Annotated in this window: 35 protein-coding genes and 2 pseudogenes; 33 read left to right on the forward strand and 4 right to left on the reverse strand. The window is 47.3% G+C overall.

The genetic code is table 11. From position 1 onward, the window contains the following. Positions 1–110: 110 nt before the first annotated feature. From MHI33_RS06875 to MHI33_RS06950, 16 genes and pseudogenes are all read left to right on the forward strand, one after another. The gene (locus tag MHI33_RS06875) at positions 111–2,387 is read left to right on the forward strand and encodes a DNA polymerase (RefSeq protein ID WP_340910171.1); all 2,277 of its coding nucleotides are present in this window, start codon (positions 111–113) and stop codon (positions 2,385–2,387) included. After that, positions 2,387–3,109: a 3'-5' exonuclease gene (locus MHI33_RS06880; protein WP_340910173.1), complete on the forward strand. Its 723-nt coding sequence runs from the start codon at positions 2,387–2,389 to the stop codon at positions 3,107–3,109. Before MHI33_RS06875 ends, MHI33_RS06880 begins: the two co-directional genes overlap by 1 nt. After that, the gene (locus MHI33_RS06885; RefSeq protein WP_340910176.1) at positions 3,110–4,159 is read left to right on the forward strand and encodes a hypothetical protein; all 1,050 of its coding nucleotides are present in this window, start codon (positions 3,110–3,112) and stop codon (positions 4,157–4,159) included. It abuts the gene before it with no gap. Beyond that, the gene (locus MHI33_RS06890; RefSeq protein ID WP_113755045.1) at positions 4,159–4,479 is read left to right on the forward strand and encodes a hypothetical protein; all 321 of its coding nucleotides are present in this window, start codon (positions 4,159–4,161) and stop codon (positions 4,477–4,479) included. The genes MHI33_RS06885 and MHI33_RS06890 overlap by 1 nt, the downstream gene beginning before the upstream one ends. Continuing rightward, positions 4,461–5,036: a hypothetical protein gene (locus tag MHI33_RS06895; RefSeq protein WP_445661773.1), complete on the forward strand. Its 576-nt coding sequence runs from the start codon at positions 4,461–4,463 to the stop codon at positions 5,034–5,036. The genes MHI33_RS06890 and MHI33_RS06895 overlap by 19 nt, the downstream gene beginning before the upstream one ends. A gap of 312 nt (positions 5,037–5,348) precedes the next feature. Beyond that, positions 5,349–5,603 (forward strand): hypothetical protein, encoded by a 255-nt coding sequence (locus MHI33_RS06900; protein WP_105926523.1) that lies wholly within the window; start codon positions 5,349–5,351, stop codon positions 5,601–5,603. Continuing rightward, positions 5,604–5,807 (forward strand): hypothetical protein, encoded by a 204-nt coding sequence (locus MHI33_RS06905; RefSeq protein ID WP_340910180.1) that lies wholly within the window; start codon positions 5,604–5,606, stop codon positions 5,805–5,807. Continuing rightward, entirely contained in the window at positions 5,800–6,189 is a 390-nt protein-coding gene (locus MHI33_RS06910; RefSeq protein ID WP_340910183.1) for a hypothetical protein, read from the forward strand. Before MHI33_RS06905 ends, MHI33_RS06910 begins: the two co-directional genes overlap by 8 nt. Positions 6,190–6,191: 2 nt before the next feature. Then, complete coding sequence (locus MHI33_RS06915) at positions 6,192–6,632, forward strand: hypothetical protein (RefSeq protein WP_340910186.1); 441 nt, start codon at positions 6,192–6,194, stop codon at positions 6,630–6,632. Continuing rightward, complete coding sequence (locus MHI33_RS06920; protein ID WP_340910189.1) at positions 6,629–6,802, forward strand: hypothetical protein; 174 nt, start codon at positions 6,629–6,631, stop codon at positions 6,800–6,802. Before MHI33_RS06915 ends, MHI33_RS06920 begins: the two co-directional genes overlap by 4 nt. Beyond that, a complete protein-coding gene (locus MHI33_RS06925; RefSeq protein ID WP_003213052.1) occupies positions 6,799–6,963 on the forward strand; it encodes a hypothetical protein in 165 nt (54 codons plus the stop codon). The genes MHI33_RS06920 and MHI33_RS06925 overlap by 4 nt, the downstream gene beginning before the upstream one ends. Further along, complete coding sequence (nrdI, locus tag MHI33_RS06930; RefSeq protein WP_340910194.1) at positions 6,960–7,316, forward strand: class Ib ribonucleoside-diphosphate reductase assembly flavoprotein NrdI; 357 nt, start codon at positions 6,960–6,962, stop codon at positions 7,314–7,316. Before MHI33_RS06925 ends, nrdI begins: the two co-directional genes overlap by 4 nt. Then, positions 7,313–8,443: pseudogene (locus MHI33_RS06935) on the forward strand (ribonucleotide reductase N-terminal alpha domain-containing protein); the annotation flags it as partial. The gene nrdI and the pseudogene MHI33_RS06935, both read left to right, overlap by 4 nt. A 161-nt stretch (positions 8,444–8,604) precedes the next feature. Then, the gene (locus MHI33_RS06940; RefSeq protein WP_431805510.1) at positions 8,605–9,111 is read left to right on the forward strand and encodes a hypothetical protein; all 507 of its coding nucleotides are present in this window, start codon (positions 8,605–8,607) and stop codon (positions 9,109–9,111) included. 195 nt (positions 9,112–9,306) lie between these two features. Beyond that, positions 9,307–10,275, forward strand: a pseudogene (locus MHI33_RS06945) (ribonucleoside-diphosphate reductase subunit alpha); the annotation flags it as partial. Then, positions 10,263–10,637: a hypothetical protein gene (locus MHI33_RS06950; protein WP_340910197.1), complete on the forward strand. Its 375-nt coding sequence runs from the start codon at positions 10,263–10,265 to the stop codon at positions 10,635–10,637. The pseudogene MHI33_RS06945 and the gene MHI33_RS06950, both read left to right, overlap by 13 nt. A gap of 2 nt (positions 10,638–10,639) precedes the next feature. Here MHI33_RS06950 and MHI33_RS06955 read toward each other — a convergent pair whose 3' ends face one another. Further along, complete coding sequence (locus tag MHI33_RS06955; RefSeq protein ID WP_309415855.1) at positions 10,640–10,804, reverse strand: helix-turn-helix domain-containing protein; 165 nt, start codon at positions 10,802–10,804, stop codon at positions 10,640–10,642. Next, positions 10,804–11,052 (reverse strand): hypothetical protein, encoded by a 249-nt coding sequence (locus tag MHI33_RS06960; RefSeq protein ID WP_340910203.1) that lies wholly within the window; start codon positions 11,050–11,052, stop codon positions 10,804–10,806. The genes MHI33_RS06955 and MHI33_RS06960 overlap by 1 nt, the downstream gene beginning before the upstream one ends. Positions 11,053–11,159: 107 nt before the next feature. On the opposite strand from MHI33_RS06960, the gene nrdF reads away from it, so the two are divergent. From nrdF to MHI33_RS07025, 13 genes are all read left to right on the forward strand, one after another. Next, positions 11,160–12,134 (forward strand): class 1b ribonucleoside-diphosphate reductase subunit beta, encoded by a 975-nt coding sequence (gene nrdF / locus MHI33_RS06965; protein WP_340910206.1) that lies wholly within the window; start codon positions 11,160–11,162, stop codon positions 12,132–12,134. Positions 12,135–12,198: 64 nt separating this feature from the next. Beyond that, positions 12,199–12,369 (forward strand): hypothetical protein, encoded by a 171-nt coding sequence (locus MHI33_RS06970; protein ID WP_340910209.1) that lies wholly within the window; start codon positions 12,199–12,201, stop codon positions 12,367–12,369. Next, on the forward strand, positions 12,370–12,564 hold the full coding sequence (locus tag MHI33_RS06975; RefSeq protein ID WP_340910212.1) for a hypothetical protein: 195 nt from the start codon (positions 12,370–12,372) through the stop codon (positions 12,562–12,564). A 150-nt stretch (positions 12,565–12,714) separates the two neighbouring features. Further along, positions 12,715–12,924, forward strand: coding sequence for a hypothetical protein (locus tag MHI33_RS06980; RefSeq protein ID WP_340910216.1), 210 nt, complete (start codon positions 12,715–12,717; stop codon positions 12,922–12,924). Next, positions 12,921–13,460, forward strand: coding sequence for a dUTP diphosphatase (locus MHI33_RS06985; RefSeq protein ID WP_340910219.1), 540 nt, complete (start codon positions 12,921–12,923; stop codon positions 13,458–13,460). Before MHI33_RS06980 ends, MHI33_RS06985 begins: the two co-directional genes overlap by 4 nt. Continuing rightward, the gene (locus MHI33_RS06990) at positions 13,457–13,633 is read left to right on the forward strand and encodes a hypothetical protein (protein WP_340910221.1); all 177 of its coding nucleotides are present in this window, start codon (positions 13,457–13,459) and stop codon (positions 13,631–13,633) included. The genes MHI33_RS06985 and MHI33_RS06990 overlap by 4 nt, the downstream gene beginning before the upstream one ends. Before the next feature lie 3 nt (positions 13,634–13,636). Beyond that, positions 13,637–13,849, forward strand: a complete 213-nt coding sequence (locus MHI33_RS06995) for a hypothetical protein (RefSeq protein WP_340910224.1) — start codon at positions 13,637–13,639, stop codon at positions 13,847–13,849. Then, entirely contained in the window at positions 13,850–14,005 is a 156-nt protein-coding gene (locus MHI33_RS07000) for a hypothetical protein (RefSeq protein WP_340910226.1), read from the forward strand. It abuts the gene before it with no gap. A 14-nt stretch (positions 14,006–14,019) separates the two neighbouring features. Beyond that, a complete protein-coding gene (locus tag MHI33_RS07005) occupies positions 14,020–14,193 on the forward strand; it encodes a hypothetical protein (RefSeq protein ID WP_340910229.1) in 174 nt (57 codons plus the stop codon). Next, entirely contained in the window at positions 14,194–14,985 is a 792-nt protein-coding gene (gene thyX, locus MHI33_RS07010; protein ID WP_340910231.1) for an FAD-dependent thymidylate synthase, read from the forward strand. Next, entirely contained in the window at positions 14,985–15,497 is a 513-nt protein-coding gene (locus MHI33_RS07015; RefSeq protein WP_340910233.1) for a 3D domain-containing protein, read from the forward strand. Before thyX ends, MHI33_RS07015 begins: the two co-directional genes overlap by 1 nt. A gap of 165 nt (positions 15,498–15,662) precedes the next feature. Further along, positions 15,663–16,511, forward strand: a complete 849-nt coding sequence (locus MHI33_RS07020; protein ID WP_340910235.1) for a hypothetical protein — start codon at positions 15,663–15,665, stop codon at positions 16,509–16,511. After that, positions 16,508–17,068, forward strand: a complete 561-nt coding sequence (locus tag MHI33_RS07025; RefSeq protein ID WP_340910238.1) for a dephospho-CoA kinase — start codon at positions 16,508–16,510, stop codon at positions 17,066–17,068. Before MHI33_RS07020 ends, MHI33_RS07025 begins: the two co-directional genes overlap by 4 nt. On the opposite strand, the gene MHI33_RS07030 is transcribed toward MHI33_RS07025, so the two are convergent. Then, entirely contained in the window at positions 17,047–17,421 is a 375-nt protein-coding gene (locus tag MHI33_RS07030; RefSeq protein ID WP_340910240.1) for a hypothetical protein, read from the reverse strand. The genes MHI33_RS07025 and MHI33_RS07030 overlap by 22 nt on opposite strands. A gap of 77 nt (positions 17,422–17,498) precedes the next feature. On the opposite strand from MHI33_RS07030, the gene MHI33_RS07035 reads away from it, so the two are divergent. The 4 genes from MHI33_RS07035 to MHI33_RS07050 all read left to right on the forward strand — a co-directional run bounded on the left by MHI33_RS07035 (position 17,499) and on the right by MHI33_RS07050 (position 20,172). Continuing rightward, complete coding sequence (locus tag MHI33_RS07035; RefSeq protein ID WP_340910242.1) at positions 17,499–18,248, forward strand: N-6 DNA methylase; 750 nt, start codon at positions 17,499–17,501, stop codon at positions 18,246–18,248. After that, a complete protein-coding gene (locus MHI33_RS07040; RefSeq protein WP_340910244.1) occupies positions 18,248–18,631 on the forward strand; it encodes an RNA polymerase subunit sigma in 384 nt (127 codons plus the stop codon). The genes MHI33_RS07035 and MHI33_RS07040 overlap by 1 nt, the downstream gene beginning before the upstream one ends. Positions 18,632–18,789: 158 nt before the next feature. Next, complete coding sequence (locus MHI33_RS07045; RefSeq protein ID WP_340910247.1) at positions 18,790–19,293, forward strand: hypothetical protein; 504 nt, start codon at positions 18,790–18,792, stop codon at positions 19,291–19,293. Between the two features lie 42 nt (positions 19,294–19,335). Further along, positions 19,336–20,172: a MarR family transcriptional regulator gene (locus tag MHI33_RS07050; protein ID WP_340910250.1), complete on the forward strand. Its 837-nt coding sequence runs from the start codon at positions 19,336–19,338 to the stop codon at positions 20,170–20,172. A gap of 310 nt (positions 20,173–20,482) precedes the next feature. Here the strand turns inward: MHI33_RS07050 and MHI33_RS07055 are convergent, their stop codons facing one another. Continuing rightward, a complete protein-coding gene (locus tag MHI33_RS07055; protein WP_340910253.1) occupies positions 20,483–21,214 on the reverse strand; it encodes a hypothetical protein in 732 nt (243 codons plus the stop codon). Positions 21,215–21,309: the final 95 nt, after the last annotated feature.

A 21,309-nucleotide genomic window follows, 5' to 3' on the forward strand; every position in this document is an offset into this window, starting at 1 on the left:
TATTGTTGCGACGGCGACTGCTGGTCGGAGTTTTATATGGATAACGAGACGGTTCATAAGCGGAAGTGGACGGATAGCATCGACTTTTAACGAAGAAAGGAGGACGCGACGTGGAAATCAAGCCGTTAAAACTAAACGTAAATGTGGGCAAGGCGGCGTCGGCTGCCGACGTTGCCAAACGTAAGCAAGCGGCCAATGCCGTCGAGCCAATCGAGGATGCATGGCGTCGCATCTACGCAAGCAAACTTAGCGATTCGGACCGGCAGAAATTAAACGAAGTCAAGGCGGCTATGGAGGACGGCCGGTTGGCGCGCGATCCTTCTGACTGCGTTAATAAAGCCGGCAAGCCGAAGAAATTCAGCAAGGCGGAAGCGCTGCGTCTTTGGAAAACGGTGCAGGCGCAGAACCGCGAAGATAAGTTACGTAAGATGGTTGAGGAAACGCCCGCCAACTACGAACTTATTACGTCCAAAAACGACCTTTCGACTCTACTGACCGAGCTTAGGAACGAAGAAGTAATCGCAGTTGATACGGAGACAACTGGCGTAGATGTGTACACGGACGTCATCGTGGGAATCTCGTTGACATTGCCGCGATCTGACCGACATGTGTATATACCGATTGATCACGTTGATTGCGAACAGCTTAGTCGAGAATACGTACTCAGCGAATTAGCGGTCGTATTTAACGACGATGAGATAGGAAAGGTCCTGCACAACGCCATATTCGATATCGCAATGCTACGAAGACATGGTCATGACCTCAAAGGCGTCGTGTGGGATACGATGACTGCGATGCATATTCTTAATGAGAACGAAAGTGATCGAAGTACCGACGGCGCTGGATCGTTTAAGCTAAAAGACTTGGCGCCTAAATACCTAAAAACGCCGTCGGACACCTACGACAGTCTATTCGGAAAGAATGCGCAATTTAGAGAAGTTCCTGTAGATATAGCGCTAGTTTATGCTGCGAAGGATACGGAGTTAACTTGGAGACTTTACGAATTCCAGCGAAAACATATGGCGCAAATGCCGACGGTCTTAGAATACTACGAAACCGTGGAAGTACCGTTGCTATATGTAATCGTATCCTTAGAAGCCAACGGATATGTACTCGACTTGGACTTCGCTAAGGAATACGGAGAAAAGTTGCACCAACGTGCCGAAGAATTACGGGAAGAATTAGTCGCAGAGTTGATGCCGTTTCATGAAGGAGACGAACAGATAAATCTAAATTCGACTCATCAAATGCGCCCCGCACTCTCGAAATCGATCGGCAAAGAACTTCCTAATATGGATGCGAAGAAAACGCTGAAACCGTTAAAAGATAGTCACGATATCATTGCGAAGCTCTTGGAATACCGTAAAATCAGCAAGTTGAGTGGAACATATATCGATACTCTACCAACTAAGCAAAACCCTACAACTAAACGTTGGCACTCGCGATTCAACCCAATGGGGACCGTGACAGGGAGATTCAGCTCCGGTAAGGACGAAGAAGATAAGACTCAGCAGGGGTTCAATGTGCAGAACCAACCGCCGGAAGCGCGACCTATGTTTATACCTCCGAAAGGAAAAGTTCTAGTAGGTGCCGACTTCAAAGCTCAGGAAATTAGATGCGTGGCATACTTGTCAGAAGAACCCGTTCTAATTGACGCGTTTTTGAGAAATCTCGACCCGTACGCAACGATGGCGTCTAACTTTTATAAAAGGCCGTATGCGGAAGTATATAAGAATCCCGACGGTTCCGACACGAAAGAGAGAAAACAGATGAAGGTTGTGTGGCTGGCGACGCTATACGGTATGAGCGACTATTCTCTCGCAGACATGATCGGTACTTCTAAGAGCGACGCTACGGCGTTTAAGGAAGAGCTATTCGGAAGTATGCCGAAGCTCTCTGCGTGGCTAAAAGAAAACGAAGTATTCGTTCGCGAAAATGGATACGTATGGGCGGATTTAAAAGCTCGTAAACGCAGACTTCCCGACGCAAAACTGCCAAGAAAAAACATTCCATTCGGAAAGTGGAACGATCCTAAATACGACGCTGCTCGAAAGCACAATTCGAGTATTAACCGAGCCTTACGTCAGGCGACCAACGCACGTGTTCAAGGTTCATCGTCTATTCAAACGAAAGTTACGATGATTAAGGCGCATGAGTATTGCGAAAACAAGCCGGGATGGAAATTGTGGTCATCGGTACATGACGAGTTGATTTTCGAAGTTCCGGAAGATTTTACCCGAGAAGAAGCGCAAGATATTCGCAATATTATGCTTAACTCGTATCGTTGGGGAGACGTTGTGCCTAACGGAACTGATATCGAAGTTATGCGCAAATGGGGAGAAGGCGTCCCCTTAGACGAATGGTTTAAAAATAAGGAGGAGATTTAGTGATTCCACAAACATACGTAGTGCTCGATTTAGAAACGACGGGACTCGATCATAAAAAGGATCAGATTATCGAAATTGGCGCAATTAAAATTCGACTTGGCGGTCGGGTGCGTGAATTCGAAGAGGTAAGCCGTTTTCATACGATGGTCGCATTAGAAGAAGGTCGCGATCTACCGGAATTTATTACGAATTTAACCGGAATTACAGAAGAAGACCTCGAAGATGCTCCGGAAGAATGGGACGCGCTGGACGATTTAAAAAACTTCATCGGAGACGCTGTCGTTGTTGCGCAGAATGCACCGTTTGATCTTTCGTTCATTAGTCGCGGCGACATCGAGCCTGAACGTTTCTACTGTACGAGAGCTATGGCGCGTTTTGTAGAGCCGGAGTTATCAGCGTCATTAAAAGACGTGACCAAGCGAAACGGAATTTCGCTAGACGGACATCACCGCGCGTTAAATGACGTAGAGGCAACGATCGAAGTTTTCCGTAGATACTTACCACAGGTATCCGGTGAATATAACGACTTTATGAACGTTGTTATGGAGGCGCCGGATAGGCCGTTGAAATTCGTTCCTAAGCACGCCATGGTTTGGGAGGTTCAAATGGTTGCCCTATCTAAAGCGGATCTGCTGCGTATTTACCAAGCGTTGAGGGATAACGAAGCGATGTCGTTAAAGATCGGCTCTATCATCGAGCGCAATATGAAGGGACGTGATTAATTGACGACAGACAAACGAAAATTAGCGGCTCAATTACTTAGTAACGGCGGTTCTCCCGAGCCATCATTTGCGCAATCAATCGCGGATGAACTCGTATCGTATCTTAACGAATGGCACTCGCTGCCCGAGACGTGGGATAACCAACTAGATGCGGATATACACCGATGGTATTCGGAAGCGCCAAACGTATTTCCGAAGCGCCCGTACTTTTCGCCATCGGCAGCAAACGCATGTCCGCGCGAACTTTACCACAAGGCGTTGAATGACCCGAAGGACGTCGAATCAAAGCCGCCATATCAAGGACGTTGGACGCGTCTGGGAACGGCGATCGGCGACATGATCCAGCGCGATATCCTATTCATGGCGAAGCACTTCGGCAAAAAGACCGGTCGTGTATGTCCGTTTGACTTCGAACGCAACGAAGACGGAACGCCGGTATTCGAAGACTTTGCCAAACGTAATCATAAGATCCAGCGCGGCGGGCAAACGTTCTACCTATACGGGACTTGCGACGGTATTCTTCGCTATGTGACGGCAGACGGCGAAATCCTACGGGTCGGACTAGAAATCAAGTCGAAGCAAACGTCCGCAGCTAGGACGTCTTTACACTCGATGCGAGAGCCGGACCCGAAGCACGTCGCACAATGCGTGACTTACGGACCGATGTACGGCGTTGATTACTACGTCATTCTATACGTCAATGCGTCCAAGAAATCGTGGGTATATCCGGAAGGCGAGTTCGAGAAGACGCCGGACATCCGAGCATTTGGCCTCGAAATCAAGCCGCATGACATCGACGCGATTCTTGATAGATTCGTAGATATCCGAAATGCTGTCGATGCGGGCGAGCCGCCGGAGCTAGACCTCGGAGCATGGACGTTTAACAACTTTAAGACTGCGATTGCCAAGTCGCTGACCGACGATGAAATGACGGTGATTCGCGGCAAAGTGGCGCAGATGCGTAAATCGGGAGCATACGCAAGTACGAAGCAGCAGTACGCAGAGGCGCTTGCATTTATCGAGAGAGTACGAGAAGGGGAGGCGGTTTGATGGCCGGGAAAATCAAGATTTTTTATTGCAGCGAATGTGATAAGGAAGTTCAAAGCCCGCACTTTAGACACCACCATTGCGGGAATGTCCTCGAATTGATCGAACGCGATAAAAAACGAGAGACCGGAAATTTTAAAGTCGTCGATTGGTTCTCTACGCGATCAAGTGCCGGACTTGTTATCGAAGATGAGTCGCAGAATATACGACGGGAGATATTCATGAGCGATTTATTTAAGTTCTTAAAAGACGTGGATCTCGGCGAAATTACCTTAGAAGAAGTGAAAAAGGGGTCCGCCTATTCTTGGAAGGTAGTAAATTGACCGCCGCCAAGCCTATCCGATGCCTTGCGTTCGACACGTCGATGACATGTCCGGGCGTCTCGATCATAGAAGTACGTAAGGGTAAGCCGATCATCAAGGCGCTAAGCCACGTCAAGCCGAATACGAGCCGATCGCATGCGCACCGAGCGGAGGTTATCGAAGGATGGGCGATGCTGTTTCTCGATAAGCACGTCGGAACCGCCGGCTTTGATTACGTGGTTCGCGAAGACTTTGCGGGCAAGACGTCACGGTCTAACTATCCGGTACTCAGCGCTTGGAATGCTTGTGAGCGAGCGACGTCACGATTCGGGCTGACGTTCGATAAATACAAGAAGCCGGGCAAAAAGACGGAAGATCTCGGCATATCCGCGACGCGCGTTAAGTCGTTGGTCGCCGGATCGGGCAACGCAGAAAAGGACGAAGTGGAGGCGGGTGTGAGACGGATAACAGGCTACGACGGAACCTTCGCCAACTTCGATGAATCGGATGCAGCTGCGATTGGGCTTGCGTGGCTGATCGATGAAGGCGTACTTGAGAAACCGAAAGGGGCGGGCTAGATGCGCGTAGAGATTAACGTCGCTAACGGAAGTGGTCGTAAGTGGATTGACGAACAGCACTACGTTGATATGTCGAGCTACGCAACGAAATGGACGGTCACGCTAAATTTCTCCGCATGGAAGAAAGGCGAGCCGGCCTCGATCGGCTTCTACGACCGCACGTACTTTTCGTGGCAGCGTATATTTCCGCATAAGATCGCCTGGAACATTGCGAAGATGCAATTACGGAGTCATGTACGGAATTTGAATCGTGAGTTAAAGAAACGCGGCCATGACCTTACGTTAGAAATGAAAATATAGGAGGCGTTACGGATGGATAAACACGAAGAATACGTAATCAAAATTACAGGCGCATTAGGGGAAATTTTTAACGAAGAATCCGAGCATTTTATTGCGGAACTAAAGAACGTCGACTTAACGGCATTCTTTACGGCTGCAAACGCAGCTCTCGGAGTCATGTATAACCACTATACAGGCGACCATAAGAACGCGATTGAATTTACGCACCTACTTAACGGATTGGCGGTTCAGAAAGCGATCGAGAACGTAGAAAAGGAGGCGAAATAGATGGAAAACGGCTATTTTCTTATCGCAGGTAAAACGGAAGGCTTCGATTACAAAGACGCGAAGGTTCTGAGATGTGGCGACGAGTATGACGTTGAATCTATGATTAACTCGTTAAGAGGCGAAGGCTATACGATCTTCTACGTAACGAAAATCACCGAACGTATTGACGACAATCTGACGAAGGAGGCGGGCGCAAATGGATAAAGCGATGGCTTACATCGACAAATTAGCCGCAAAGCTCGGAGTGGCGGCGGAACATGTTTACGGGGTGCTCGTTAATCAGAGTTACGTCTTCGGAATAATTAACATAATTGTAGGAGCGATCTTGTTGGCGGGTTTTGCTGTACTACTCCGTTTGAATTACCTTATTATCGCAAAAGGCGAATGTCCTTCGTGGGGAGAAGAGAAGACGATTTACTATAAGCTGCGAGAGGCTGGAGCCGGTATGATATTTATCGTAATAATCATCGTTACAATTTTAGCTGTGATCTTCGGAATGATCGCGTTGTTCAGCGGTATCATGCAAGCGTTAAATCCGGAATACTACGCAATCAAAGAAATCCTTGACACGATCGGAGGTAAATGACGATGGAAGATACGCCTAACGTTACTATATCGCAGGAGTCATACGATAATTTGATAAACGCGTCTGTCGCGCTAGTCAATCAGTTTCGGCAAAAAGAAGCGGACAAAACGGCGATCATTACGCCTGAAGAAGCCGAGTTTGCTAACGCATTCTTCTCGTACTCAAAAGAGACGATAGATGCCGTTAAAGAACGGTATGGCGACGACATCAAAGCGGCTGAGAAACGTAAAGTTAGTGCGGTCGAGTACGCGGAAATGTATAGCGTTCCACTCGTAAACTTGACCGATATGAAGCGCCGATTAGAGGTCGATCTGATCGATCATGAATACCGTCTAAGTCGACTCTATTCTAAACGGATTGAAACGGAAATCGAGCGTGACCGGACGGCTGCTAGAATTGCGGAATTAGAAGCGGAAATTGAACGGAGAGGTGGGCGCAGATGAGAACGAGAGAAGAGATTGAGACGGAACTTTTCGAAATTTACGAAATGATCGAAGTCGGAAAAAGCGAAATTGAAGACTTAGAAAGAGAGGTTAGTCACGCGTATGAAAAGGTGTGCAAACTAGAATCCGAACTTTCTACGCTAGATGAATCGGAAGGTGGAGACGAATGAGTACGTACATTGCGTTATTCAGTCTCGCAATTCTCATCATATTTGTGGGCGGAATGAAGGCGAAATCATACGAAGAAATCACGACGAAAATCGCCGGCCTCGTCTTGCTGATCATTCCTACTGCGGTTTTATTAGCGTACGCGACCGGAGTTCAGCCGTGAACGTATATTTCTACTCGCTGACGGGCAACGTCCGGCGGTTCATCGCTAAGACCGAACTAGGCGGTCAGGCACGCGAAATCAAGACGGGCGAGGTCGTAGAGGAACCGTTCGTGCTCGTAACGCCGACTTACGACTTCGGTCAGCCGCCCGCAACGGTAAGCGAGTGGCTTAAGGATAGTGGCGACTTGATGGTCGGGGTGGCTGCGTCGGGAAATCGTGCGTGGGGAGACGGATTTGGCGCGGCTGCCGACGTTATTGCGATGCTTTATGACGTGCCGGTGATCGGCAAATTCGAATTAGCAGGGACGGAAGAGGACGTACGATTATTTACGGAAAGGGTGAAGGCGCTTTGAAGCGACACATAGAGTTAAATAACGAAATTATGATTCAAAAAGACGGACGGTTTCAGTTTGAGAAAGACGCAGAAGCCGTCCGTGCTTATTTTATCGACTACGTAAATCAAAACACCGTATTTTTCCACGATTTAAAAGAAAAGCTCGACTATCTACGCGACAACGATTACTACGAAACCGAGTTCCTAGACGCTTACACTTTCGAGGAAATCAAGGCGGTCTATAAAACGGCATACGCCGCCAAGTTCCGATTCCCTTCGTTTATGAGCGCATTTAAATTCTATAATGACTATGCGTTGAAAACTAACGACCGCAAAAAGATACTCGAACGCTACGAAGACCGTATCGCTTGCTGCGCGTTGTACTTCGGAAAAGGCGACGGTCAGAAGGCGATCGAGTTTGCGAAACTAATGATTCGCCAGGAATATCAGCCGGCGACGCCTACGTTTCTGAATGCCGGACGCAAACGCAGAGGCGAGATGGTGTCGTGCTTTCTGCTCGAAGTTAACGATTCGCTGAACGATATTTCACGCGCAATCGACATTTCGATGCAGCTATCGAAGTCAGGCGGAGGCGTTTCGCTTAGCCTCTCGAAGATTCGCGCAAAAGGTGAGTCGATAAAGGACGTTGCTGGGGCGACTAAAGGCGTAGTCGGCGTTATGAAGCTACTCGACAATGCGTTCAGATATGCGGATCAAATGGGCCAGCGGCAGGGCGCAGGTGCAGCGTATCTAAACGTATTCCACGCGGACATAAACGATTTCCTAGATACGAAGAAAATCTCGGCAGATGAAGACGTCCGAGTCAAAACGTTATCGATTGGCGTTGTGGTGCCCGACAAATTCATCGAACTAGCGCGAGAAGACCGACCGGCTTACGTTTTCTATCCGCATACGGTCTATAAGGCGTACGGCACGCATTTAGACGAAATGGATATCGGCGCAATGTACGATGAACTCGTGAATAATCCGGCGGTGCGGAAGGAACGTATTAACCCGCGCCAGCTACTCGAAAAGATGGCCGTTCTGCGTTCAGAGTCGGGGTATCCGTACTTGATGTTTCAAGACAACGTTAACCGAGAGCATGCGCTGAACCATATCAGCCGCGTTAAATTTTCTAACTTGTGTTAACTGTAGCACCTTCGATCAGTAATGGTCGTAGCAAACCCGCCTAAACGGTGAAACTCTTTTAAAAGACAATACCGTGCTAAATCTTCGTCGCAGGAGAAAGGGAGCGGTAGGACATACGTTATGGATTCATTTATATAACGGTTAACAAAAAGAACAACATGAGATATATAGGTAAGTGTGTTTATACAAGAATAAATTCGTGGGAAAAGTATCTCGGAAGTGGGGTCTACTTAAAGAGAGCAATAAAGAAATACGGAAGAGATAATTTCTATCGGATTATTATAGACGAAGCTGATTCAGAGGAAGAGCTGCGTGAAATTGAAGAATACTACATTGATATGTTTGACGCGGTTGGTAGTAAAGAGTTTTATAACTTAAAAGGAACTTCAATCGGCGGAGATACGTTCACTTGCCATCCGGAAAAAGAGAGAATAAGAAAATTAAAGAGCCGTAACTCAAGCGGCAGCAGAAATCCTATGTTTGGTGTTCCTAAAACGGAAGCAATGATCGAAGCAACAAGAAAAGCGAATAGTAAGCCGGTAGAGATAGACGGCGAAATCTATAGAAGCTCTACTGAGTACGGCAAACTATTCGGCATAGGAGTTACGACGGTTTTATACCGCCTAAACTCACCTAACTACCCGAATTATAAACGAACTGGATAAGTAAGTCAAAAACCTGCGACGAAGTAAATGCCGAACGACTATCGAAACCACGCACAACGCGGAAGGGAGTAGAGTACGCCGCAAGCATATGGCGGTGGAAACGGCGGGCGACCTTAATGGTCGATGATATAGTCTACTCTTGCGAGTAATCGTAAGCAGTTCATAAGAGAACGGGCGAGTGAGTTGCGTCATTCGTCGAATAAAAGGTCAGAAGTGCTTCAGGCTTCGACCGTCTCGGAATACACCGACTACGGCGAACCGGACGACATCGGCCTAGATATTTCGTGCAATCTAGGCTCTCTTAATATCGCGAATGTAATGGCGGGCGGTTCCATCGAAAACGCCGTCAAACTAGCCGTCGATGCGCTTACGGTAGTTTCGGAATCTACGAATATCAAGAATGCGCCAGCCGTCGCAAAGGCTAACCGAGAGATGCGGTCTATCGGACTCGGCGCGATGAATCTACACGGCTATCTAGCGCAAAATGGTATCGCATATGAATCGGAAGAAGCGCGGGACTTTGCTAACGTATTCTTCGCGACGGTTAACTATTGGACGTTGGTACGTTCGAATGAATTGGCGCAGGAAACGGGTACGACGTTTGAGGGATACGAGGGATCAACGTATGCAAGCGGAGAGTATTTCGAGAAGTATTTCGAAGGTGATTACCGACCAAAAACGGATAAAGTGTGCGCGTTGTTTAAAGACATCATAATTCCGACGCCACTCGAATGGGAAGTCTTACGCGATAACGTAAGTCTGCACGGACTCTACCACGCCTATAGACTTGCGATTGCGCCTAACGGATCTATTTCGTATGTGCAGTCGGCTACGGCTTCGGTCATGCCGATTATGGAGCGCATCGAAGAGCGGACTTACGGGAACTCAAAGACGTATTATCCAATGCCGGGCTTATCGCCGCAAAACTGGTTCTTCTATAAAGAAGCGTACGATATGGATATGTTTAAAGTGGTCGATATGATCGCAACGATTCAGCAACACGTCGATCAAGGCATCTCATTTACGTTGTTCTTAAAAGATACGATGACGACGCGTGATCTGAATCGGATTGACCTGTACGCACACCACAAGGGAATCAAGACGCTTTATTATGCGCGCACTAAAGATACGGGTCAGGAAGGTTGCTTATCATGCGCGGTGTAACTAAGGACGTTATTTCGAAAGGCTCTTTAAAAGCGTATGTAAATCGCAAAGAAAATTCCGTTAAAGTGGTAATAAACGATGAATACGAGATAGTGTTTGAAGGAACGACCGACGGTATGGGCGCTAAGAAAATAATACGAAGCGGTTACTTTGAGTTGGGTGATGTGCAGGCTTTTTATGAGGACGTTAACACAAAACTAATAAAAGGAGAACTTAAAAGACTTAGTCAGAAGCTGTCTGATATGTACGAGAATGCAGAGAAATTACCAGGATTTTTCATGTACAGCAAAGATGTTGAAAGAATGACAGAAGAAGTCGCATTCGAAATTACAAATATCAAATCACACGGAATCCCTGAATAATTTTATAATTTTTTAGGGTTCGGCTGATCTTTTGATATTATCCAGGTCTTGCCTATCTTTTTACATTCAATTTTGTCGTTAGCGCAGAGATTTTTTATATAACCGGGTGAAAGCCCCCATAACTCGGAGGCTTCATCTACACCCATAATTTTATTTAGCACAGTCATTATTGATAATACACTCCGATTCCATAAAGGTCATTAATGTGTTTGATAGTTCTTTTAGAGTAAAGTTCTTGACTACCATTATCCCATTGCACTTCCCAAAAGTCACCAAAAAAATTAGAAGTTCCAGCGATGATTTTTCCATATCTTGCAGGGTCTTTTTCACTCTGTCCAGGACCATCTATGCTGATTACTGCTTTGCCCACCATATCATTTACGTAGTTATTAGGGAATTCGATTAATTTAGCCATTTTATTTCCTCCTTTAATGTGCGTTATCGCATCTCTTGTTTATAATATATCATGTGCGTCATCGCATGTAAAGGGATTTATTAAACTTTTTTGAGGAGGACGAATAATTGACGACATTCACAGCGGCCAACTGGTCGCAATCAGACGATAATTTCACGGCTATGTTCTACGATCAGAACGTCAAGCAGTTTTGGCTACCGGAGGAAATCTCGCTTAATGGCGACCTACTCGCGTGGCACGAACTCAAGCCAGCCGAACGCGATACGTATATGAAAGTGCTCGCCGGCCTGACGCTGCTAGATACGGAACAAGGCAATACCGGCATGCCTGCGATTATGGCGCACGTAGACGGCCATCAACGCAAAGCCGTCCTTAACTTCATGGCGATGATGGAGAACGCGGTGCATGCGAAGTCCTATTCGAACATCTTCTTAACGCTGGCGCCTTCGGAAACTATTACGGCCGTCTTCGAGTGGGTTAAAGAGAACCGGTACTTGCAACGCAAAGCGAAGCTGATCACCGACCTTTATCGCGATATCAAGGCAGGTGACGATATTTCGTTGTATAAAGCGATGGTCGCTTCGGTGTATCTCGAAAGTTTCCTATTCTACAGCGGCTTTTATTATCCGTTGTATTTCTACGGACAGGGGCGGATGATGCAAAGCGGCGAGATAATTAACCTTATTATCCGTGACGAAGCGATCCATGGCGTCTACGTCGGTTTGCTTGCGCAGGAAATATACAACCGTCAGACGGACGACGTGAAGGCGGATTTACACGAATGGTCGGTCGGGTTATTAGCGGATCTATACGAAAACGAGGTCGCATATACGGACGATGTATACGGAACGGTCGGCTTGGCGCATGACGTTAAGGCATTCGTTAGGTATAACGCGAACAAGGCGCTCATGAACCTCGGATTCGATGCACACTTTCCGGATGAGCTGGTCAACCCGATCGTGATTAACGGACTGAGTACGAAGACGAAATCGCAAGACTTCTTCTCGATGAAGGGCACGGGTTATAAAAAAGCGACGGCCGAGGCGCTTAAAGACGAAGATTTTTATTTTCCCGCCGATTAATGTCCCGATTTCCGCCGCCTACATGCGACTGTATAAGTGAAAGCGAAAATAAGGAGCTGATCGTATGCGACAGACGATTAATCGAGGCGCTTTAATTGCGGCGTCAATCGTGCCGGCATTTTGGTACGCACATGCAGCGGGCTTTTGGTGGTTCGTGGCGGCGGGAGCGCCGTTCTTACTATACGTAGCAACAATGACGGATGAAGACGGTAAGAAGGCGGAGGAGGTCGAGTAGGTGAAAACATACAAAGTAACCGGCTACTATACGGTAACAAAATACGTTGAACGAATTGTTAACGCAAATGATGCGGACGAGGCTGAACGCAAGGCGTGGAGTGAACATTACGTAAGTGAGATAGAAACGGGCGAAGATCGCGATGATTTCGAAGTAACGGAAGACACCGTTGAAATAAGTTCGGAGGGCGAGTAGATGAAGTACGTTTTAGCTTCCGTAACAATATTCGGATTCTTGTCGTGGCTGGGATTCTTTAGTCCGTCGATTATCGAAGCAGTTATCTTATATGTGTCTATTACGTCGGCATTATTAGTTGGCGGTATCGCTAAAAAGGAGGCCGAGTAGATGTATCGGATTATAATCGAAGCCAAAAACAACTTAAGATATTCCGCAGATGTAGACAGCGGGGGTTTATCTAAATTCATAGACGATCATAACTACGAAAATAATGAGTTTATCGATCTGCAGTGTAATCGAACTGATTGGATTTATCATATCAGACGCGGTGATATTACGGGTGTCTCGATTGAGAATATCGGGGAGGAATCGCAATGAACGTAAATATTAAACGGCTATCCGCCGACGCAACTACGCCAACATACGCACATTCGACGGACGCCTGCTTCGATCTATACGCGGCGGAAGACGTCATTATCGAGCCGGGCGAGACGGTGTTAGTGCCGACGGGCTTGGCGTTCGAGATTCCGCCGGGCTACGAAATGCAAATTCGACCGCGTTCGGGCATTACGTTAAAGACGCACCTTCGCGTTCAGCTAGGGACGGTAGATAGCGGATATGCGGGCGAGGTCGGCGTGATCGTGGATAATGCGACAATACTCGGCGCTAAGCATTTGGAGGCCGGACCTCATAGCGTATTTCACAAGCGTGCTTGGCACATCGACACCGCCGATGGGGAACGTATTCATCTTCCGAGTACAGTCTATTCAGGAACGTACAGTATCCGCAAAGGAGATCGCATAGCTCAAGCAGTCATCAAACCGGTAGAGCAAGCGACCTTTACGGTTGTGGATGCGCTGGAAGATACGGAACGGGGTGCGGGCGGCTTCGGAAGTAGCGGAGTCGGCAAATGACGCAAATCTATGCGTGTTTCTTAAACGGAAAACTTTACGGAACTGGCGACCTCGCTTATATGAACGACTTATTTCGTGATTGGGTCGTTGATTGCGAAATGTACGGAAAAAATGACGTGACTTTCCGAATAACGACGGTTGAGAAGATGCGTGAAGTAGTGAAGGAGGCGTAATTTATGGGATTCGAATATGGGTCGTTATTTGTACACGATAGAAAGCTGTGGTTTTTCGAAGGGTACTCGACGAATGAAGAAATGTACCAAACGCTCACATTACGAGGAGCTGGCGGTATCCAAGTAGAAGCGCTAGCATCCGAATGCTATTTCTTAGGCGCGCCGAGCGAATTTGACTACGAAGAAATCGAACAGAACGCAAGGAGGGGCGGATAAATGGTCACAGATAAGTGCGATGAGTGCGGTAAAGATGTGCCCGCAAGAGGAGTGGTGACGGTGTTTGATGATGGGACATTCGAAGTAAGTGATAACCTTTTCGAAGCCGAGTGCACTGGCTGCGGTCGTAGTTGGTTAATTACTGATTATTTATAGAAGGAGGCGGAGAGGTGCGAAAAGTTAAAATTGAAGGCTACGTAATCTACGACAAAGACGAATTAATTCACGGAACTTGTGTGACGCACGAAATCGACCATTGGTTATTCAACGAAGATTTTCCCCGCGAATGGTCTTTCAGCGCCGTATCGGATGAGGAAATAACGTATGAAGAGGAGGACGAATAAATGGCGGAAACCAAAATGAACGTACAGCTACTCGCACATACGCAATTAAGCGATAAATTTTATCGATCACTAGACCACGTAAACTACGATTCTACACGCGGTCGATGTGTCGGTAACTATTTCGATGATTTCGATCCGACCGACGGCCAAGCAGTCGCCTTATCCGCAATTAGAACGTGCTATAGCGCCAACAAGCCGTCCGAAATCGTAGCCAAAGAAGGCGCCAAGTATTTCGGCAACAGCGCATCAGATGGCGGCGAAGGCACGGATGCCGACCGACTATTCCGGCAGATCGTCGCATCGAAGCATACGTCGACCTTGGAGCACCTAACGTTCACCTTTGCGATCGAAGGCGTCAGCCGCGCCTTATTAGCGCAGTTAACACGCCACCGCGCCGGCTTTAGCTTCAGCGTCCAATCACAGCGGTATGTGCGAATGGGTAGCGGAGACCGATCAGGTGGATTCGATTACGTGATTCCGAAGGAAGCGAAGATAGGGGCGACGGAATACGTATTTGTTAGCGCAATGGAGGCGGCGCAAAAGGCTTACGACGATCTCCGTAAAGCCGGTATTCCGGCAGAAGATGCGAGAGCAGTTCTACCGCAGGCAGCGGCTACTAATCTCGTAATGACCGTTAATCTGCGCGCTCTACTAGACTTCTACGCTAAGAGACGGAAGGGCAACGGCGCCCAGGCGGAAATCGCCGACCTAGCCGAAGCGCTTCGCCGAGAAGTAGTCGAAGTCGAGCCGTGGACTGCGCAATTCTTCGAGGGGGTGTCTGCATCGGTATAATGTCGACCATGACGCTTGCGTGCGGGTTACTTTGTACGCAGCAACCAGCGACGGAAAAGCCTGCGCCTATATTAACGGATGATCAAGCGGCCTTACAACGAGCCAATCAGCGCATCAAGACGTTAGAGGGCGAATTAAAGGCGCTGAAGAAGGCGGCGGCTAAGAAACCGTTGCCAAACGTAGTCAATCGCAAGAAGGCGCCGCCAAAACTAGCGCAAACATACGAAGTGACTGCGTATACAAACGGCGCCGAGTCTACGGGCAAGTCAGCCGGCCATTCCGACTACGGAGTAACAGCAAGCGGCGCGCGTACCAAAACGGGTCATACGATCGCCTGTCCGCCTTCATTGGCGTTCGGGACGCGGCTGAATATCGAAGGCATCGGCGTCAGGGTATGTGAAGATCGCGGCGGCGCAATTACGGAAGGTCATATCGATCTATACGTTGCGGGCGTGGGCGAGGCGAAAGCATTCGGACGACAGCGGCTAGAGGCGGAAATCATAACGAAATAAAATAGCGGAGGTTGCTCAGGTGGTTTATGACGGATTAACTGCGATCGTTGGCGCGAAAGTTGTTGAAGCAAGCGATCATTTAATAGTTTTCGATAACGGTATACGGATAGAATGCGAAGATATCGAAAGTTACCTAAATGTAGCGCAATACGAGGAGGCGGAATGATGACGGAAGAAAAGCGTACCATACACGTATTAAAGGACGAAAAGCTCGGTGTTGAGCGTGAATATGTTGCGGTGGATAGGAACGCGGAGGTTGGCGAGAAGATCGTAATTGTAGAGAAGAGCGGTAGTCAAGATCCGTATAATGAAGGCGATATTTTTACAGTAGATGCTCTTTCGGAATCGGATGATTGCGTACGAAGTGCTGAGGCCATTTCTGACTTCAGCCATAAGGGCACTATATTTCATACGGAATACCACGTACTCGAGCCGACCGACATCATCCACATTGACGGTGAGCGCTACCGTTTAGAAGATCGTAAGGCGGAAGCAGGCGAAGAAGTAATTGCGAAGAATGTTGACGGTAAATGGCCGAAGTTAGTTTCGGAAGTCCTCATTAGATTAAGATACTCCGTGATTATTAACGGTCGCATCATTAACGGTAAAAAGGCGACTTTCATAGATCATGGGTTCTATTACGTCCTCACTCCGGTTCAAGACGACCCTGAACCGAAAGAATCCGACGTTATCACCGTACTTGCCAATCTAGGAGCAGAGGTGGCGGAATTAAAGCGGAAAAACGAACAATTCGAAAAAGCTCTCGGGTGGAACGAAATGGGGCCGGGGTATATTCCGGAGATTCGCAACGGACTAAGCGAACTGAAATCGGTTGTATCTAATTACGAATCGGAGATCGGACGTATGCAAGCCGAAATCAACGCCCTCCACGAAGATAAAGTCCGTCTCGGCGAACAGCTCGCAAAGGTAACGGCTGATGATCCGAGAGCCTTGTCGTTTACTGCGGATGAGTTCGCGCAGATAATCGTAAGTCTATCGAGGGCCGGCCTATGAAACTCGCAATCACGGGTAAGCTAGGCGCCGGTAAAGACGTAGCCGTCGATTATCTCGTAGCCATGTACGAATTCTTTCCGTTTACGTTTTCCGCGAAAGGTAAGGCGCTATTCTACGAACTGTTTCCGGAACTACGCGGCGACGCAAAACAACGCCAGCCTATGCGTGATTTCATTGAGGGCCTCCGAGAACTACCGATACCTGGCGCTAAAGACGTATGGGTGAATGTAGTATTTCGGCGCATCAAGGAACACGAAAAGGTACGCTGTTGCCGACCTAGCAACGTACTAATCACGGACATGAGGACACCGGAGGAATACGAACGCGCAAAGGCGGAGGGGTTTAAAATTCTACGTATTACTGCACCGTATGAAACACGTTTTGATCGCGCAAAAAGACGTGGCGACAAATTCAAAGCGGCCGACTTAAACCACCCGACAGAAACGGCGCTCGATCGGTTCGAGGTCGATTATGAAATCGAAAATGACGGCACGCTTGACGACCTGTATAAGCGGCTAGACGAAATCATGGCCGATCAGCTCAAAGAGAACGCGTAGGTACCTTTCGGATAGGCTAGGTGCGGCTGCTTAGACGCCTCGCCGTCGCCAATCAAAAAGAAGCGCAACGGTAATTCACGTTCTTCAAGACCTGCGCCTTCTAAAACGTGTCGAGCACGCTTACTATACGCATCTTTATTGAAATTGAACGGCTGGACGTCCGCTTTAACCATTTCCGGCTTTGCAACGACTAGGCACGATTCATCTTTGTCGTAGCCGATCGTAAGTTGAAACGGCGTGTTTGGCGGTATACCAAGTAAAGCCCTAGCCGCAGCGTTAACATATATTCTTTTCTGACTATCCAACGTTATGTACGCGGTATTACTGACCGCGGAAATCCACTCTAATGCCATACGGATACACCTCTCTTATTATATAAGACGATTATAGTCGATTCACGGACGGAAAGCAAACGAAGGAGGCGGTATGATTGGGCGAATCAGTAACGGAGAAAATTAATCGTATATTTGGTATAGATGACTCGTATAAAGCTCCGTCAAGGCTTATGGAGATTTTGTTTGATCGAGAGCGTCGTGAGGAGGTGTTCCGACAATTCGTAGCGGACCCGGTACTTAATGCTACTGAGAAGGACGTCTTCCACGAATACTTTCAGGATGAGCACGCGGATAGAAAAACTAAGAAACAAGATTTTACTCCGCGTAGTGTGGCCGATCTTTTAGCGAGGGTTACTGACGGCGGACTTGAGTCGACTACTAGCTACGATGGGTGTGCGGGTACAGGCGGACTCACAATCGCAAAATGGCAGTCTGATCGCATTAAGCACTCACCGTTTGATTACAAGCCTTCGTGGTATTTCTATCACTGCGAAGAGATGAGTGATCGCGCAATACCTTTCCTGTTGTTTAATCTACTATTCCGAGGAATGAATGCCGTTGTCGTGCATTGCGACGTCCTGACTAGAAAAAGTAAAGGTGCGTTTTTTATTCAAAACGACCATGACGACTTTATGCATTTCTCAGCGCTGAACGTACTTCCATATACCGACCTCACCGCGGAAGAGTTAGACGTGACTTGGGATGATGACTTAATCCCCTATGACGATCTCATCGAATCGAAAGAGATCCCCGCCCATGTAATAAACCCAACGGAGTTCGGCGCAGTTAGCGCTGAAACTAAATTCCTTCATTTACTGTGCGGAATTGATGCAGAGGTGTCGTAATGGGCGCATCTACGAACAAGCCCGACCAGCACTTACGGTATGAAGCGCAGTATAAGCTCGACGGACCGGACGGCGTCAAGGCGCTTCTAGCCGACTACACAACGTTAAGACAACGGCGTTTCTTAGGCGACATGGCTGCTTGCGATATTCTAATCGACCTAGAACGCGCAATTGAATTAGCGGCCCTGACCGGTAAGCAATACAAGGCACTACGTTTAGTCTATTTCGATGATCTATCGCAAACACAGGCGGGTGCCTCGCTCGGGGTGCGTCAGGATGTCGTGGCTCAGCATATTGCGGTCGCGGTTAACAAAATCGCGGACATCTACTACTATTGGGCGTCACACGGCGAAGGGTACGGATATACGAAAGGGGCGATTTGATGCTTAAAGTAAGTATCGCGAGTCGTATGAAACAGTTCCTGTGCGCCCATCATTACTACCCGGTAGCTATTGCCGAATTAGAGGATCGATCTAGTAATGTTGTGTACGGCTGTGAAAAATGCGGCTACATTTTAACACCGAAAAGGGAGGGCGCCTAATTGACGAAGGAAGAACTACACGAAACCATTACGGTTCTATACGAACGCACAAAAGCCGGCGCCTTAGAACGCGAAGAACGTATCGCACAAATTGACGCCTTACTCGCGACATATGAGGGCACACCGCCGGAAACCGCACTAGAACGTCTTTCCGACTTAATCCTGTACGAAGAACTATCGGACACGCGCCGCAATAAAATGACGGCAGAAGAATATCCGATCATGTCCGAAAATCAAGAAAATAGGCGCAAAGATGACCGCCATGTAAGAAAAAGACCCGAAGGTTCCGGTCGAGAGGTTTCATTGCGTGAAGCTAGTTCAGTCGATATTGGCGGACGTAGTTACAGACGTCCTGTTCGGAAAATATGGAGCAACAAAGACGTTAAATCACGAAACAGGAAACTGCGGAAACGATACAACGCTTTTGTAAGCGGAAAGTCTAGCGGACAATTCACCGTAAATATAGCAACCGGCATCAAAACGGTAAGGTCAGACGCTCAATAGGCGTCTTTTGTTTTGCGATAAATACGAAAAGGGGCGGGTATGATGAAGTACGATCGCGTAGTAAATGAGGACGGAGAACTCGGCGTATTTGTGCCGGACGCCATAAAAGCCGTCATTAGAACACCGGATGAACTCGAAAAGGCGCGACTTCGAGCGACCTTAGCGCCAAAGAAACGGTTTCATCATGGTCGCAATTATATCGTATCTTACAATGATACTCTTAGCGCTATCATACGCGACCTATCACTTACGGAAGCAGGCGCAATGGTTAAAATCATGCTTCAGTTGCGTATCAAAAGCGACGGTAAGCTCGTCAAAGGGGCGAATCAAGCGCCGATGAATAAGTCGGACATAGCCCGTTTGCTTGACCGTAGCCGCTCGAATGCTAATGCGCTAGTCGGACGCTTGGTTGAACTCGGCTTGATCGAGCTAAAAGCCGACGGCATTTACGTAAGCAGTCGTTTTCATACGATGGGTGGCCGTATCAAAAACGAAGTATTTACGAAGGTCTATACGGTTAAAGCGCGGCAGACGATCGATAATCTGCGCCTGAATGAAATCGGCATGCTTTATAAGATCATCCCGTTCTTTCATTATAGCGAATATTATCTTTGCGCCGACCCTAACGCAAAGAAGGCGGACATTGACTACATCGGACGCGAAACGTTAGCTGAATTAATCGGACACGACGCATCAACGGTATCGAAAATCATGGGACGGCTGCAAGGTGTAGGCGCCGTATTAGTTACCGGAACACGCAACGAGGTACGTTACTTAGTACATCCGGATTTATTATTCCGCCAGCCCGAAGGCTTTAAAACGGAATGGACGGTTGCCGTACGAAAACTATTCGATGATCACGCCAAGAAGGCACGCTAGTATGGTATGATTTTACTGCGGGGAGGTGAGACGGATGATCAAAGCTATCACTAAGACAGGCGAAGTAAAGCCGGGCGGTTCTGCGTCTAAATAAACGAAAAAGGACGCCCATTAAGGCGTCCGAATTGTAAAGAAAACACGTTATTCTCTTTACTTTTTTATTTAACCAAGAGATGAATTGATATGGCTAGGAGTGCTATGCAGAATAACCCGATCAATAAAAGGACTTTTGTTGCTAACTTCGTTTTTGTTACCTCTTTCTCGTTCTTTTTTTTGTCTGGATTATTCATAGTTCCAACATCCTTTCAGCTTATTTGATATACTTATTATCTCCCCAGACTTTGTGTGTACCACCTTCAACATAGACGTATTGCTCTCTAGTCCCATACTGTGTACCCCACTTTGAAGAGACCAAGTGCCAAGCCCATCTCTGCATACCATAAAATACTTCCATACCGCCTTTCCTAGTGCCATTCTTGGTTATTTTCACAGGAGGGAAGTAAATGTAATTGATAAATGATTTAACTTTGTTAGGAGAGCCTATTAGTGTATTTCCATCAGCCATATAATATAGTTCCACAGTGGTCTTAACGAGTGGAACACCAAGCAGTTTTTGCGTATGTGCTACAGCCGCTCTCCATTCAATCGCCGCATTGGTAGAGAATTGCGGTTCTTTATTTTCGGTATTTTCTTTAACAACTTCATAATCGCCATTAAGTGCAGTGGCTTTAGTTTCTCCTTTGTCAGAGAGAGAAGACTCATCTATTTCAGCCATTTCCTTTAAAGCCTTCTCATCATTCATGACATCCACAAACTTCTGTTGTTTATCCTTGGATAGAGCATTGAACTTCTTTAAAACTTTAACAGCATCGCCATCCAATCCTTCTTTAGCAATCTGATCAGCCATATAATTCTTGTAATCTTGAATCGTCTCTACTTTAACAGCATCGCGGCTTTTGCTATTTTCTGCGGCATTGACATTATACCCAAAAACAGACGACATCAGCAGTAGAGAAATAAAACCTAAAACGACTTTCTTCATATTACGTATCCTCCTTGACTATTATGTAAAGCAATTTCAATTCTCGGTTAAATAGCCTTAAGATGCAATATGTATATGGTAAATTAGTAAAAAAT

Source organism: Bacillus sp. FSL K6-2971, from assembly GCF_038006405.1.
Taxonomy (GTDB): domain Bacteria; phylum Bacillota; class Bacilli; order Bacillales; family Bacillaceae; genus Bacillus; species Bacillus pumilus.